General features: G+C 71.3%; 12 protein-coding genes. 2 read left to right on the forward strand and 10 right to left on the reverse strand.

All coding sequences use genetic code 11. The features are described from left to right. Positions 1-131 precede the first annotated feature (131 nt). The 4 genes from rapZ to uvrA all read right to left on the reverse strand — a co-directional run bounded on the left by rapZ (position 132) and on the right by uvrA (position 6,820). Positions 132-962: an RNase adapter RapZ gene (gene rapZ, locus ACFVVU_RS11425; protein ID WP_355369228.1), complete on the reverse strand. Its 831-nt coding sequence runs from the start codon at positions 960-962 to the stop codon at positions 132-134. A gap of 199 nt (positions 963-1,161) precedes the next feature. After that, positions 1,162-3,213, reverse strand: coding sequence for an excinuclease ABC subunit UvrC (gene uvrC, locus ACFVVU_RS11430; protein ID WP_380685356.1), 2,052 nt, complete (start codon positions 3,211-3,213; stop codon positions 1,162-1,164). 51 nt (positions 3,214-3,264) lie between these two features. Further along, entirely contained in the window at positions 3,265-3,714 is a 450-nt protein-coding gene (locus ACFVVU_RS11435; RefSeq protein WP_380685354.1) for a Rieske (2Fe-2S) protein, read from the reverse strand. 133 nt (positions 3,715-3,847) lie between these two features. Continuing rightward, on the reverse strand, positions 3,848-6,820 hold the full coding sequence (uvrA, locus tag ACFVVU_RS11440) for an excinuclease ABC subunit UvrA (RefSeq protein WP_380688624.1): 2,973 nt from the start codon (positions 6,818-6,820) through the stop codon (positions 3,848-3,850). Positions 6,821-7,110: 290 nt separating this feature from the next. Here uvrA and ACFVVU_RS11445 point away from each other — a divergent pair, with 290 nt between their 5' ends. Then, complete coding sequence (locus tag ACFVVU_RS11445; RefSeq protein WP_387789415.1) at positions 7,111-7,875, forward strand: maleylpyruvate isomerase family mycothiol-dependent enzyme; 765 nt, start codon at positions 7,111-7,113, stop codon at positions 7,873-7,875. A 58-nt stretch (positions 7,876-7,933) separates the two neighbouring features. Then, positions 7,934-8,587: an MBL fold metallo-hydrolase gene (locus ACFVVU_RS11450; protein ID WP_380688628.1), complete on the forward strand. Its 654-nt coding sequence runs from the start codon at positions 7,934-7,936 to the stop codon at positions 8,585-8,587. An 88-nt stretch (positions 8,588-8,675) separates the two neighbouring features. On the opposite strand, the gene ACFVVU_RS11455 is transcribed toward ACFVVU_RS11450, so the two are convergent. From ACFVVU_RS11455 to zapE, 6 genes are all read right to left on the reverse strand, one after another. Next, positions 8,676-9,659, reverse strand: a complete 984-nt coding sequence (locus tag ACFVVU_RS11455) for a TerC family protein (RefSeq protein ID WP_387789417.1) — start codon at positions 9,657-9,659, stop codon at positions 8,676-8,678. 270 nt (positions 9,660-9,929) lie between these two features. Further along, positions 9,930-10,511 (reverse strand): TerD family protein, encoded by a 582-nt coding sequence (locus tag ACFVVU_RS11460; RefSeq protein ID WP_380684687.1) that lies wholly within the window; start codon positions 10,509-10,511, stop codon positions 9,930-9,932. Positions 10,512-10,793: 282 nt separating this feature from the next. Next, positions 10,794-12,893, reverse strand: a complete 2,100-nt coding sequence (gene uvrB / locus ACFVVU_RS11465) for an excinuclease ABC subunit UvrB (protein ID WP_380684688.1) — start codon at positions 12,891-12,893, stop codon at positions 10,794-10,796. 44 nt (positions 12,894-12,937) lie between these two features. Then, positions 12,938-13,246 (reverse strand): helix-turn-helix domain-containing protein, encoded by a 309-nt coding sequence (locus tag ACFVVU_RS11470; protein WP_380684690.1) that lies wholly within the window; start codon positions 13,244-13,246, stop codon positions 12,938-12,940. Then, positions 13,243-13,617: a type II toxin-antitoxin system RelE/ParE family toxin gene (locus ACFVVU_RS11475; RefSeq protein ID WP_387789419.1), complete on the reverse strand. Its 375-nt coding sequence runs from the start codon at positions 13,615-13,617 to the stop codon at positions 13,243-13,245. Before ACFVVU_RS11475 ends, ACFVVU_RS11470 begins: the two co-directional genes overlap by 4 nt. A 63-nt stretch (positions 13,618-13,680) precedes the next feature. Further along, positions 13,681-14,736 (reverse strand): cell division protein ZapE, encoded by a 1,056-nt coding sequence (zapE, locus tag ACFVVU_RS11480; RefSeq protein WP_387789420.1) that lies wholly within the window; start codon positions 14,734-14,736, stop codon positions 13,681-13,683. Between the last annotated feature and the right edge of the window lies 1 nt (position 14,737).

Genomic DNA, 14,737 nt, shown 5'->3' on the forward strand with positions numbered 1-14,737 from the left:
CGGGCCGTGGCCCCACTCCGGTCGGCGGTCCTGTTCTGGAACTGCCGCCCGGGCACGTATCCCGTCACACCTACCTCGCGTTCCTGTTGCCCGCCGCCGGCCTCCGCCGGCGGCCCGGCAGGGCGAGGCGGCTACTCCCGTCCCATGTCACGGTGGACGAGCACCGTTTCCACACCGTCGGCGATGAGACGCTTCGTCAGGCGCTCGGACATCGCGACGCTGCGGTGCTTGCCACCGGTGCAGCCTACGGCAAGGGTCATGTAACGCTTCCCTTCGCGACGATAGCCCTCGGTGATGATGCGCAGCAGCTCGGCGTAGCCGTTGAGGAACTCGTTGGCCCCGGGCTGCTGGAAGACGTAGTCGGCGACGTCCGCGTCGGTGCCGGTGCGGGCCCGCAGTTCGGGCACCCAGTGCGGGTTGGGCAGGAAGCGGCAGTCCACCACGAGGTCGGCGTCGACCGGCAGGCCGTACTTGAAGCCGAAGGACATCACGGTGGCGCGCAGCTCGGGCTCGTCGTGGTCGGCGAACTGGGCGTCGAGCTTGGCCCGCAGCTGGTGGACGTTGAGGTTGGAGGTGTCGATCACCAGGTCGGCCTCGCCGCGCAGCTCGCGCAGCAGGTCGCGCTCCAGGGCGATGCCGTCGACGATCCGGCCGTCGGCCTGCAGCGGGTGCGGGCGGCGGACGCTCTCGAAGCGGCGCACCAGCGCCTCGTCGGAGGAGTCCAGGAAGACGACGCGCAGCCGCACGCCGCGCTTCTCCAGCTCGTCCAGCGAGGTCAGCAGGTCGTCGAAGAACTGCCGGCCGCGGACGTCCACCACGGCGCCGATCCGGGCGACGTTGCCCTGGGAGCGGGCGCCGAGGTCGACCATGGTGGGGATGAGGGCCGGCGGCAGGTTGTCCACCACGAACCAGCCCAGATCCTCCAGGCACTTGGCGGCGGTGGAGCGGCCCGCTCCGGACATGCCGGAGATGATCACCAGCTCCGGGGTGTTCTCGCCGCCGGCCTCCGGCCTGGCGGTCCCCCCGTAATCGGACACGGTCACTTCGGTTCCCCGCTCTCGGTGGTTCTGCTGTGGGAAACGCTCGTCGCGCGGGCGTGCTTCCCCGGCTCACTCGGACGAGTGGGTCCGGGGCGCGCCGGCTGACGGGCGGCGTCGGCCGTCATGGCGTCTCCTGGATGGGTGCGGTCTCGGGCTCGGGCGCCGCGGGCGCCGGCTCTTCGGCGCCGTCCTCGATGATCTCGCCCGTGGCGGTGTTCACGGCGGGTGCGGCAGGTGTACGGGACGACAACGCCGCCGCAACGGTCTCCGCAGTCCGGCGGCCGATGCCGGGGACGGCGCAGAGTTCGTCGACGGTGGCCGCCCGGAGCTTCTTCAGCGAGCCGAAGTGCTTGAGCAGCGCCTGACGGCGAGTCTCGCCGAGGCCGGGGACGGAGTCCAGTTCTCCGGCGGTGAGTCGCTTGGAACGCTTGCCGCGCTGGTAGGTGATCGCGAAGCGGTGGGCCTCGTCGCGGACCCGCTGGAGCAGGTAGAGGCCCTCGCTGCTGCGCGGGAGCACGACCGGGTCGTCCTCGCCGGGCAGCCAGACCTCCTCCAGGCGCTTGGCCAGGCCGCACAGGGCGACGTCGTCGATGCCGAGTTCGTCCAGGGCCCGCCGGGCGGCGGCGACCTGGGGCTGACCGCCGTCGACGACGAGCAGTTGGGGCGGGTAGGCGAAGCGCTTGGGGCGGCCGTCCTCGGTGCGCGGCCCGTCCTCGGGGTGCCGGCCGTCCTCCGACGCCTCCGGCTCCTCGGGCACGGCCCACTCGCCGGTCTGCTCGCGCTCCTGGAGGTAGCGGCGGAAGCGCCGGCTGATCACCTCGTGCATCGAGCGGACGTCGTCCTGGCCCTCGAAGCCCTTGATCTGGAAGCGGCGGTACTCGCTCTTGCGGGCCAGGCCGTCCTCGAAGACGACCATCGAGGCGACCACGTCCTCGCCCTGGAGGTGGGAGATGTCGAAGCACTCGATGCGCAGCGGGACGCTGTCGAGTTCGAGCGCCTCGGCGATCTCCTGGAGGGCGCGGCTGCGGGTGGTGAGGTCGGAGGCGCGCTTGGTCTTGTGCAGCGCGAGCGCCTGCTGGGCGTTGCGCTGCACGGTGGCCATGAGGTCCTTCTTGTCGCCGCGCTGCGGGATGCGCAGGTCGACCTGGGCGCCGCGCAGGCCGCTCAGCCAGTCGCGGACCGGCTCGACGGGCTCGGGCAGCGCGGGGACGAGCACCTCGCGGGGGACGGACTCGCTGCCGCCGCCGTAGAGCTGCTGGAGGGCGTGCTCGACCAGGCCGGCGGTGTCGACGTCCTCGACCTTGTCGGTGACCCAGCCGCGCTGGCCGCGGACCCGGCCGCCGCGGACGTGGAAGATCTGGACGGCGGCCTCCAGTTCGTCCTCGGCGACGGCGAGCAGGTCGGCGTCGGTGGCGTCGGCGAGGACGATGGCGTTCTTCTCCATGGCCCGCTTGAGCGCGCCGATGTCGTCGCGCAGCCGGGCCGCCTTCTCGTACTCCAGGTCGGCGGCGGCCTCCTGCATGTCGGTCTCCAGCCGGCGCAGGTAGTTGCCGGTGCGCCCGGCCATGAAGTCGCAGAAGTCCTCGGCGAGGGCGCGGTGCTCCTCGGCCGAGACCCGGCCGACGCAGGGCGCGGCGCACTTGCCGATGTAGCCGAGCAGACAGGGGCGGCCGACCTGGCGGGCGCGCTTGAAGACGCCGTTGGAGCAGGTGCGGACGGGGAAGACGCGCAGCAGCAGGTCGACGGTCTCGCGGATCGCCCAGGCGTGGCCGTAGGGGCCGAAGTAGCGCACGCCCTTCTTGTGCGCGCCGCGCATCACCTGGACCCGCGGGTACTCCTCGTTGAGCGTGACGGCGAGCTCCGGATAGCTCTTGTCGTCGCGGTACTTGACGTTGAACCGGGGGTCGAACTCCTTGATCCAGGAGTACTCCAGCTGGAGCGCCTCGACCTCGGTGGCGACGACGGTCCACTCCACCGAGGCGGCGGTGGTGACCATGGTGGCGGTGCGCGGGTGCAGCCCGGCGAGGTCCTGGAAGTAGGAGGAGAGCCGGGGCCGCAGGCTCTTGGCCTTGCCGACGTAGATGACCCGCCCGTGGGCGTCGCGGAACTTGTAGACACCGGGCGAGGCGGGGATCGCACCCGGCGCCGGGCGGTAGGTGGACGGGTCAGCCATGGGTCCACCGTACCGACTCGGGCCGGGGGCGCGTGCGGGAGATCAACTGCTTCAGCGGGGGGTCACCTTGAGGTTGCCGCCCTCGACCGCCACGGTGTACTCGGGCAGCGGGGTCGGGGCCGGACCGTCCAGCACGGCGCCGTCGGCGATGCCGAACAGGCTGCCGTGGCAGGGGCATTGGATCTTCTGGTTCTTGACCTGGTCGACGATGCAGCCGGCGTGGGTGCACTTGGCGCTGAACGCCTTGTACTGGCCCTCGCTGGGCTGGGTGACGACGATCTTCTTCTCGCGGTAGACGGTGCCGCCGCCGACCGGGACGGCGGAGGCGGGGCCGACGTCGACCGGGGTCTTGGCGGTGGAACCGGAGTCGGAGGCGGAGGAGGAGCAGCCGGAGACGGCGAGGGTGCCGCCGGCGGCGAGGACGGCCGCGGCTCCGCAGAGCAGGGTGCGGCGGGTGGGGGCGGGGCCTTCGGGGGCCTGGCTCTCGGGGGCCTCGGACATGGCGGGGAGCTCCTGGTTCGACGGCGGCGCCGCGGCTGCGGGCCGCCCGGAAGTCTATGCGTCCTCATCCGCCCGCCCCCGGGGGTGCCGGGGGCGGGCGGACGCGGGCGCGGCGGGTTCCGGGCGCCGTGGGCTACTTGCGCGCCGCCGTGGTGCGCTTGGCGGGGGACTTCGCCTTGGCCGGCGCCTTCGCCGCGGTCTTGGCCGGGGCCTTCGCCCGGGCCGGGGCCTTGGCCTTGGCCGGGGCCACCGGTGCGTCGGCGAAGTCGCCGGGCAGGATGTCGCGCAGGAACTTGCCGGTGTGGCTCTCCGCCACGGCGGCGATCTCCTCGGGGGTGCCCTCGGCGACCACGGTGCCGCCGCCGGAGCCGCCCTCGGGGCCCATGTCGACGATCCAGTCGGCGGTCTTGATGACGTCGAGGTTGTGCTCGATGACGATCACCGTGTTGCCCTTGTCCACCAGGCCGGTGAGCACCTTGATCAGCTTGCTGATGTCCTCGAAGTGCAGACCGGTGGTGGGCTCGTCCAGCACGTAGACGGTCCGGCCGGTGGAGCGCTTCTGCAGCTCGGAGGCGAGCTTGACGCGCTGGGCCTCGCCGCCGGAGAGGGTGGGCGCGGACTGGCCGAGGCGGACGTAGCCGAGGCCGACGTCGTTGAGCGTCCGCAGGTGGCGGGCGATCGCCGGGACGGCCTCGAAGAAGCCGAGCGCCTCCTCGATCGGCATGTCCAGCACCTCGGCGATGGACTTGCCCTTGTAGTGGACCTCCAGCGTCTCCCGGTTGTACCGGGCGCCGTGGCAGACCTCGCACGGCACGTAGACGTCCGGCAGGAAGTTCATCTCGATCTTGATGGTGCCGTCGCCGGAGCAGTTCTCGCAGCGGCCGCCCTTGACGTTGAACGAGAACCGGCCCGGCAGGTAGCCGCGGACCTTGGCCTCCTGGGTCTCCGCGAAGAGCCGCCGGACGTGGTCGAACACGCCGGTGTAGGTGGCCGGGTTGGAGCGCGGGGTACGGCCGATCGGCGACTGGTCGACGTGCACCACCTTGTCCACCAGATCGGTGCCGGTGATCCGGGTGTGCCGGCCGGGCACCGTGCGGGCGCCGTTCAGCTCCCGGGCGAGGTGGGTGTAGAGGATGTCGTTGACCAGGGTGGACTTGCCCGAGCCGGAGACGCCGGTGATCGCGGTGAAGGTGCCCAGCGGGAAGCCGACCGTGACGTCCTTGAGGTTGTGCTCGCGGGCGCCGTGCACGGTGAGCTGGCGCTTCCTGTCGCGCGCGCGCCGCTCCTGCGGGATCGGGATGAAGCGCTTGCCGGAGAGGTACTGGCCGGTCAGCGACTCCTTGTTGCCGAGCAGCTGCTTCAGCGAGCCGGAGTGCACCACCTTGCCGCCGTGCTCACCGGCGCCGGGGCCGATGTCGACCACCCAGTCGGCCATCTTGATGGTGTCCTCGTCGTGCTCGACGACGATCAGCGTGTTGCCGATGTCGCGCAGCCGCACGAGGGTCTCGATCAGCCGGTGGTTGTCGCGCTGGTGCAGGCCGATGGACGGCTCGTCCAGCACGTAGAGCACGCCGACCAGGCCGGAGCCGATCTGGGTGGCGAGCCGGATGCGCTGGGCCTCGCCGCCGGATAGCGTGCCGGCCGCGCGGTCCAGCGAGAGGTAGTCCAGGCCGACGTCGACCAGGAAGCGCAGCCGCTCGTTGACCTCCTTGAGGACGCGCTCGGCGATCTGCTTGTCCCGGGCGTTCAGCTTCATCGCGCCGAGGAAGTCCGAGCAGTCGCTGATCGACATCGAGGAGACGTCGGCGATCGAGCGGTCCTCGACGGTGACCGCGAGCACCACCGGCTTGAGCCGGGTGCCCCGGCAGGTCGGGCAGGGCACCTCGCGCATGTAGCCCTCGAAGCGCTCGCGGCTGGAGTCGCTCTCGGCCTCCTGGTGGCGGCGCTGGATGAACGGCACCGCGCCCTCGAAGCCGGTGCTGTAGGACCGGTCGCGCCCGTAGCGGTTGCGGTAGCGGACCTGCACCTGGTGCTTGTGCCCGTACAGCAGCGCCTTCTTGGCGCGGGCCGGCAGCCCGGCCCAGGGGATGTCGGTGCGGAAGCCCAGCTCGCCGGCGAGGGCGTCGATCAGCCGCTGGAAGTACTCCTTGGTGTGGCCGCCGGACCACGGGTGGATGGCGCCCTCGTCCAGCGAGCGCTCCTCGTCGGGCACCACCAGCTCCGGGTCCACCTCCATCCGGTTGCCGAGGCCGGAGCAGTCCGGGCAGGCGCCGAACGGCGAGTTGAAGGAGAACGAGCGCGGCTCCAGCTCCTCGAAGGACACGTCGTCGTACGGGCAGTAGAGGTGCTCGGAGTACATCCGCTCGCGCTCGGGGTCGTCCTCGGGGAGGTCGACGAAGTCGAGCACGACCATGCCGCCGCTCAGCCGCAGGGCGGTCTCCACCGAGTCGGTCAGGCGGCGCTTGGCGCTCTCCTTGACGGTGAGGCGGTCGATCACCACCTCGACGGTGTGCTTCTCCTGCTTCTTGAGCTTGGGCGGCTCGGCGAGCTGGACCGTCTCGCCGTCCACCCGGGCGCGGGCGTAGCCCTTGGACTGGAGGTCGGCGAAGAGGTCGACGAACTCGCCCTTGCGCTCCCGGACCACCGGGCTGAGCACCTGGAAGCGGGTGCCCTCGGCGAGTTCGAGCACCTTGTCGACGATGGCCTGCGGGGACTGCTTGGCGATCGGGCGCCCGCAGTGCGGACAGTGCGGCTTGCCGATCCGGGCGAACAGCAGGCGGAGGTAGTCGTAGACCTCGGTGATGGTGCCGACGGTCGACCGCGGGTTGCGGTTGGTGGACTTCTGGTCGATCGAGACGGCCGGGGAGAGGCCCTCGATGAAGTCCACGTCGGGCTTGTCCATCTGGCCGAGGAACTGGCGGGCGTAGGACGACAGCGACTCGACGTAGCGGCGCTGGCCCTCGGCGAAGATGGTGTCGAAGGCGAGCGAGGACTTGCCGGAGCCGGAGAGGCCCGTGAAGACGATGAGGGAGTCGCGGGGCAGGTCGAGCGAGACGTTCTTGAGGTTGTGCTCGCGAGCACCGCGGACGATGAGGCGGTCGGCCACTGCTTCTGGCGCCTTTCTCCGGGGCGAGAGGGCTGGGGGAAACGAAGGTGTGCTTCTTCCAGGATGCGGCAGCCAGCCTACTAGCTCACGCGTTCGATTAACGACCTTGTCCAGCCGGGTCCACCCGAACGAGTGAGGACGGCTTGCGGAGCCTTGCCGTGCGGTTCGCAAAAGCCCCTGCTCAGCGCCAGGGAACGGGGGTAGCGTCGTCCCCGGCGTCCCCGGCGTCGCCCCCTTCAACGAGCGGAGCCCCGCGCGGGCAACGCGCCGTCCCCACGGAAGGCCGATCCATGACCGACCCGCAGTCCGCCGCGGCCCCGTCCGCCGCGGCCGCCTCCGCCGCCGCCCGCGCCGCGCGCCACCTGGCGCAGGTCGAGGAGAGCACCCGGCACCTGCTGCACACCGTCGCCGAGCTCGGGCCCGGCGCCGTCGCCGAGCCATCCGCCCTGCCCGGCTGGACCCGCGGCCACGTCCTGGCCCACCTCGCCCGCAACGCCGACTCCCTGGTCAACCTGCTGGACGGCGCCCGCACCGGCACCGACATCCCCCAGTACCCGAGCGAGGAGGCCCGCGACCTGGGCATCGAGGAGGGCGCGCCCCGCCCGGCCGACGTCCAGCTCGCCGACCTGAGCGCCACCGACGGGCACTTCACCGCGGCCGCCGCCCGGCTGCCCGCCGACGCCTGGGCCGCCGAGGTCCGGCACCGCCACGGCTACCGCTTCCCCGCGTACGAGATCCCCTGGAGGCGCCTGATGGAGGTCGAGTACCACCACGTCGACCTGGACGCCGGCTACACCCCCGCGCACTGGCCGGCCGAGTTCGCCGCCGCCGAGTTCCGCCGGCTCGCCGGCAAGCTGTCCGGCGCCGACCTGCCCGCCGTCGAGCTGTTCGCCGACGACACCGCCGAGCGCGCCGTGATCGGCACCGGCACCCCCGCCCTGACCGTCGAGGGCCCGGTCCGCGCCCTGCTCGCCTGGCTCTCCGGCCGCGCCGACGGCGACGGCCTGCGCCGCACCCCCGACACCGCGCTGCCCACCCTGCCCCCGCTGGGCTGAGCGGCCCGCCAGGCGCGAGGATGACCTCGAACCCTGTAGCCCGACAAGGAGCGGACGGATGACGTACCACGGAGCGGTCAAGGTCGGCGGGCCGCCGGACGTGCGCGAGCTGGCGCATCTGATCATCACCAAGGTGGCGGTCGGCCCCTACGACAACAACGCCTACCTGCTGCGCTGCCGCGACACCGACGAGCAGCTGCTGATCGACGCCGCGGCGGACGCGCCGGTGCTGCTGGAGACGGTCGGCGAGAACCTGGCCACCGTCGTCACCACCCACCGGCACCGCGACCACTGGAACGCGCTGGCCGAGGTGGTCGCCGCCACCGGCGCCCGCACCGCGGCCGGCGAGCACGACGCGGAGGGCATCGACGTCCCCACCGCGCTGCCGCTCGCGGACGGCGACACCCTCGCCGTCGGCCGCTGCGCGCTGACCGTGCGGCACCTGGTCGGCCACACCCCCGGGGCGATCGTGCTGGTCTACGACGACCCGCAGGGCCACCCGCACGTGTTCACGGGCGACTGCCTGTTCCCCGGCGGGGTCGGGAACACCTGGGGCGACCGGACGGCCTTCGAGAGCCTCTTCCGGGACGTCAACGAGAAGATCTTCGACGCCCTCCCGGACGAGGCCTGGGTCTACCCCGGCCACGGCAACGACACCACCCTCGGCGCCGAGCGCCCCCACCTCGCCGAGTGGCGCGAGCGCGGCTGGTAGTCGCGGCCGGCAGTCCCCCGGACACGCAAGGGGCGGGCCCGCGACCGCTGCTCGGTCGCGGGCCCGCCCTGTTCCGGGGGGTGCGGGGTCAGGCGTCCAGCTTCTGGGGCTCGTCCTGCTCGGCCAGGGCGGCCTTCCTGGAGGCCATCAGGCTGGTCACGGTGGTGACGGCGAGCACGACCACGATGAAGCCCAGCGAGAACGGGATGCCGATCTCCGGCACGTGCACGCCCTGCTCGTGCAGCGCGTGCAGCACCAGCTTCACGCCGATGAAGCCGAGGATCACCGACAGGCCGTACGAGAGGTGGACCAGCTTCTTCAGCAGGCCGCCGATCAGGAAGTACAGCTGGCGCAGGCCCATGAGGGCGAAGGCGTTGGCGGTGAAGACGATGTACGGGTCCTGGGTCAGGCCGAAGATCGCCGGGATCGAGTCCAGCGCGAACAGCACGTCGGTGGTGCCGATCGCCAGCATGACGATCAGCATCGGGGTCATCAGCCGGCGGCCGTTCTCCCGGATGAAGAGCTTGGTGCCGTGGTACCTGTCGGTCGACGGGAAGCGCTTCTCGATCGACTTGAGGAGGCGGTTCTCCTCGAACTCCTCGTCCTCCTCGTCGGCCCGCGCCTCCTTGATCAGCTTCCAGGCCGTCCAGATCAGGAAGCCGCCGAAGATGAAGAACACCCAGGAGAACTGGGCGACCAGCGCGGCACCGCCGGCGATGAAGACCGCGCGCAGCACCAGTGCGATGATCACACCGAACATCAGCACGCGCTGCTGGTAGATCTTCGGCACCGCGAACTTGCCCATGATCAGGATGAAGACGAAGAGGTTGTCGACACTGAGCGACTTCTCGGTGATGTAGCCGGCGAAGAACTCACCGGCCGGCGTCGAGCCGGAGTGCCACCAGAGGAAACCGCCGAAGATCGCCGCCAGCACCACCCAGACCGTGGTCCAGATGCCGGCTTCCTTGATCGACACCTCGTGCGGCTTGCGGCCGCCGATGAAGAAATCGGCCACGATCAGGGCCAACAGCACCGCGATGGTGCCGACCCAAAGGCTTACGGAAACGTCCACTACTGCTCCTCCGGCAGGTAGGCGAGACAGTCATCGTCACTTGCCGGAGGTCTCTTCCGCCCGTCGGACGCGCGTCGGCGCACCCGCGGACCAGCGCCCCGGGGCGCCGCGACGGGCGCCCGTGATGACGGGACGGCTGCGTGGGAATACTCCCCTCCGCTGCAAGAAGGGTAACAGCATCCCCAAAGAAAGGTAAAGAAGGTAAAGACCCGTCAGGGCCGCGACCGCGGAAGGGGCGCAGCGGGGGTCAGCCGAAGGGCCGCAGCGGGGTCAGAGGAACGGCTCGATGGCCGGCAGCAGGTCCTGGAAGGTCCGCCCCTTGGCCGGGGCGCCGATCGCCTGCATCTCCCAGCCGCCGTTGCCGTCCCGGAACACCTTCGCCATGACCTGGCCGGTGTGCGGGCCGCCGCCGGTCAGCTCGTAGCGGGCCAGCTCCAGCCCGGTCGACTCGTCCACCAGCCGGCAGTGCGCGTTCTGCACCTCGGCGAAGGTCTGTCCAGTGTACGAGCTGACCGTGAACACCACCTGGGTGATCTGCGGCGGCACGTGCACCAGGTCCACCAGGATCGACTCGTCGTCCTCCCCCGCGCCGGATCCGCCGACGAGGTTGTCCCCGGTGTGCCGCACCGAGCCGTCGGCGCTCTGCAGGTGCTGGAAGAACACCACGTCGGACGGGGTCCGCTCCTCGTACAGCAGCGCCGAGGCGTCCAGGTCGATCTGCCGGGTCCGGCTGCCGAACAGGCCCCGCCGGGGCGCCGCCTTCCAGCCCAGGCCCATCCGGACGACGGTGAGCGTCTCCCCCGGCCCCTTCTGCAGACTGACCCGCTGGCCCTTGGCAAGGTTCACCGACACGGCGCATGTCCTCTCTGCCCGGCCGCGCGGGCACCCGCGCCGGCCCCACGGTGGAACACCCCGTTGCCGTCCCCCGGCTGAGGCCCCCTCTTCCGGCCCACCCGTCCCGGAGCGGCGCCGCAGGCCAGCCTAGAGCCTGCGATCGGGCGAGCTGTCCGCCCTGTACCCGTTTGTGGCAGGGCTGAGACACCGCCGGGCTTGACCGGGGACGTAACCGGCCAGGCCCGGCGGGCGCCGTCGTGGAGGGGGTCGCGGACGGGGTCGCGAGCCGTTCCGCGGCCGCTACGCGATACCGGCCTCGCGCATCTGCCGCAGCTCCTTCTTCAGCTCCTTGACCTCGTCGCGCAGCCGGGCCGCCACCTCGAACTGCAGGTCGACCGCGGCGGCGTGCATCCGCTCCGTCATCGACTGGATCAGCTCGGCCAGCTCGGCCGCCGGCAGCGACTTCGCCGGCTTGCGCTCGGCGCCCAGCGCCGGCACCGGGGCCTTGCCGCCCTTGCCGCCGCCCGAGCCGCGGTAGCCGCTGGACAGCAGCTCGCCGGTGTCCACGTCCTCGCGGGCGAGGGTGTCCAGGATGTCGCCGATCTTCTTGCGCAGCGGCTGCGGGTCGATCCCGTGCTTCTTGTTGTACGCCTGCTGCACCTCCCGGCGGCGGTTGGTCTCCTCGATCGCCTTCTCCATGGCCGCGGTGATCCGGTCCGCGTACATGTGCACCTGGCCGGAGACGTTGCGGGCGGCGCGGCCGATGGTCTGGATCAGCGAGGTGCCGGAGCGCAGGAAGCCCTCCTTGTCCGCGTCCAGGATCGCCACCAGCGAGACCTCCGGCAGGTCCAGGCCCTCACGGAGCAGGTTGATGCCGACCAGCACGTCGTACTCGCCGGCCCGCAGCTCGCGCAGCAGCTCCACCCGGCGCAGCGTGTCGATGTCGCTGTGCAGGTACCGCACCCGGATGTCCAGGCCGAGCATGTAGTCGGTGAGGTCCTCGGCCATCTTCTTGGTGAGCGTGGTGACCAGGACGCGCTCGTCCTTCTCCACCCGCTTGCGGACCTCGTGCACCAGGTCGTCGATCTGGCCCTCGGTCGGCTTGACGATCACCTCGGGGTCGATCAGGCCGGTCGGGCGGATGATCTGCTCGACCTGGCCGTCGCCGCGCGACAGCTCGTACGCGCCCGGGGTCGCCGACAGGTAGACGGTCTGGCCGATCCGCTCCAGGAACTCCTCCCACTTCAGCGGGCGGTTGTCCATCGCGGACGGCAGCCGGAAGCCGTGCTCGACCAGGGTGCGCTTGCGCGAGGCGTCGCCCTCGTACATCGCACCGATCTGCGGGACGGTGACGTGCGACTCGTCGATCACCAGGAGGAAGTCCTCCGGGAAGTAGTCGAGCAGGGTGTTCGGCGGGGAACCGGGCTCGCGGCCGTCGAAGTGCATCGAGTAGTTCTCCACGCCGGAGCAGGTGCCGATCTGGCGGAGCATCTCGATGTCGTAGGTGGTGCGCATGCGCAGCCGCTGGGCCTCCAGCAGCTTGCCCTGCTTCTCCATCCGGGCGAGGGTCTCCTCCAGCTCCTTCTCGATGCCGTTGACCGCGCGCTCCATCCGCTCCGGGCCCGCCACGTAGTGCGAGGCCGGGAAGACGTACACCGAGTCGTCCTGGCTGATGATCTCGCCGGTGAGCGGGTGCAGCGTGTACAGCGCCTCGATCTCGTCGCCGAACATCTCGATCCGGACGGCCAGTTCCTCGTAGACCGGGAAGATCTCGATGGTGTCGCCGCGCACCCGGAAGGTGCCGCGGGTGAAGGCGAGGTCGTTGCGGGTGTACTGGATGTCGACGAAGCGCCGGAGCAGGACGTCCCGGTCGATCTCCTCGCCGACCTTCAGCCGCACCATCCGGTCCACGTACTCCTGCGGCGTGCCGAGGCCGTAGATGCAGGACACGGACGCGACCACGACCACGTCCCGGCGGGTGAGCAGCGAGTTGGTCGCCGAGTGGCGCAGCCGCTCGACCTCCTCGTTGATCGAGGAGTCCTTCTCGATGTAGGTGTCCGTCTGCGGGACGTACGCCTCGGGCTGGTAGTAGTCGTAGTACGAGACGAAGTACTCGACCGCGTTGTTCGGCAGCAGCTCGCGGAACTCGTTCGCCAGCTGCGCGGCCAGCGTCTTGTTCGGCGCCATCACCAGGGTGGGCCGCTGCAGCTTCTCGATCATCCAGGCCGTGGTGGCCGACTTGCCGGTACCGGTGGCACCGAGCAGGACGACGTCCTTCTCCCCGCCCCGGATCCGCCGCTCCAGCTCCGCGATCGCCGCCGGCTGGTCACCGTTGGGCTGGTAGGGACTGACGACCTCGAAGGGCGCCACTGACCGCTCAATACTCGTGATGGGTCGCACGCCTCCACCGTACGACCCACCACCGACAAGCGAGCACCGGTCACTCAGGCCGCGTGGGCCTCGAACCTGATGGCGGGCTCCCCCGCCGGGTCGATGCGGACCGCCGAGTCGAAGGCGGCGGCCAGCCGCTCGATCAGCGGCAGGGTGGGGTCGACCCCGCTCTCCTCGATGCTCTCGACGGTCTCCTCGTCCAGCCCCGCCCGCCCGGCCAGCTCCGCGAGGGTCCAGCCGAGCGCCGAGCGGCGGGCGTGTACGGCCTCGGCCAGCGCCATCCGCCGCCCGGCCGCCCGGTACTCCTCGGTCTCCCGGTGCTCCGGCGGCACGACCCAGCGGGTGTGGTAGCCGCTGCTCATCGCTCCTCCTCGTCCCTGTCGTAGACCTGGTGGTCACCGGCGGGGCCGTGCTCGGCCTCGCACACCTTCTGGGCCCGGTGCGCCCGCCCGACCTCGTCGGTCTCGCGGCTCCTAGTCTTGCGGAAGACCGTCAGCAGCACAGCCCGCCGACCGGGGGCGAGCCAGTACGTGATGCGCATCGACCCGATGCGCAGTTCCCGCAGCGGGCCCCCGAGGTGGCTCGCCAGCGGGAACGGCAGCAGTTCGCCGTCCTCGGCCAGGCGGTCGGCGGCGCGTTCGGCCGCCCGGTACTCGATGGTCGAGCAGGTGCGCAGCCAGGCGCGCACCTCGGGCTCGACCTCGATCGTCCAGACGGCCTTCTTCCCAGTCATGTTCCTCCTTTCGCGACCCATTGCCGCAGGGAGAAACGCCCGACCGGGGCGCCGGTCACGGCCTCAGGTGCGGGCGCTGTCCCGGGCGAGGGCGACCAGGCGGGAGATGGCGCGCAGGTACTTCTTGCGGTAGCCGCCGCGGAGCATCTCCTCGGGGAAGACCTGGTCGAAGGGGAGGCCGGAGGCGGTGATGGGGAGTTCGCGGTCGTACATGCGGTCGGCGAGGACGACCAGGCGCAGGGCGGTGGACTGGTCGTCGACCTGGCGCACATCGCGCAGGCAGACGGCGGTGACGTCGTCCAGTAGGGCCCCGTAGCGGCTGGGGTGGACGGCGGAGAGGTGGGCGAGCAGGGCCTCGAAGTCGTCGAGGGAGGCACCCGGGGTGCGGGCGGCCACGGCGTCGACCTCGGCCGGCAGGTAGGGCGGCGGGGCGTCCGGCAGGCCGCGGTGGCGGTAGTCCTGGCCGTCGATCCGCATCGGGCGGAAGTGCGCGGACAGGCCCTGGATCTCGCGCAGGAAGTCGGCGGCGGCGAAGCGGCCCTCGCCGAGCTTCTCCGGCAGGGTGTTGGAGGTGGCGCAGAGCTTGACGCCGTTCTCCACCAGGCGGCCGAGCAGGGTGGAGACCAGGACGGTGTCGCCCGGGTCGTCGAGCTCGAACTCGTCGATGCAGAGCAGCTTGTGCCCGGACAGGGTCTGCACGGCCTGCTGGAAGCCGAGCGCGCCGACCAGGTTGGTCAGCTCGACGAAGGTGCCGAAGGCCTTGGGGCCGGGGGCGGCGTGCCAGAGCGAGGCGAGCAGGTGGGTCTTGCCGACGCCGTAGCCGCCGTCCAGGTAGATGCCGGCCGGGCCGGCCGGGGCCGGGGCGGAGCGGCGGAACCAGCTGCGCTTGGGGGCGGAACCGTTTCCGCTGTTGAGCGTGCCGGCGAACTCCTCCAGGACCTGCACGGCCTCGTACTGGCTGGGCTGGGCCTGGTCCGGGATGTACGTCCCGAAGCTCACGTCGGAGAAGCGCGGCGGCGGCACCATCTCGGCGACCAGGCGCTCGGCGGGGACGACGGGGCGCCGGGCGGTGAGGGCTATCGGCGCGGTCGCGGTGGCGGGGCGGGAAGCTGCGGACACG

The sequence above is a fragment of the Kitasatospora sp. NPDC057965 genome (genome assembly GCF_042887135.1).
Classification (GTDB): Bacteria; Actinomycetota; Actinomycetes; order Streptomycetales; family Streptomycetaceae; genus Kitasatospora.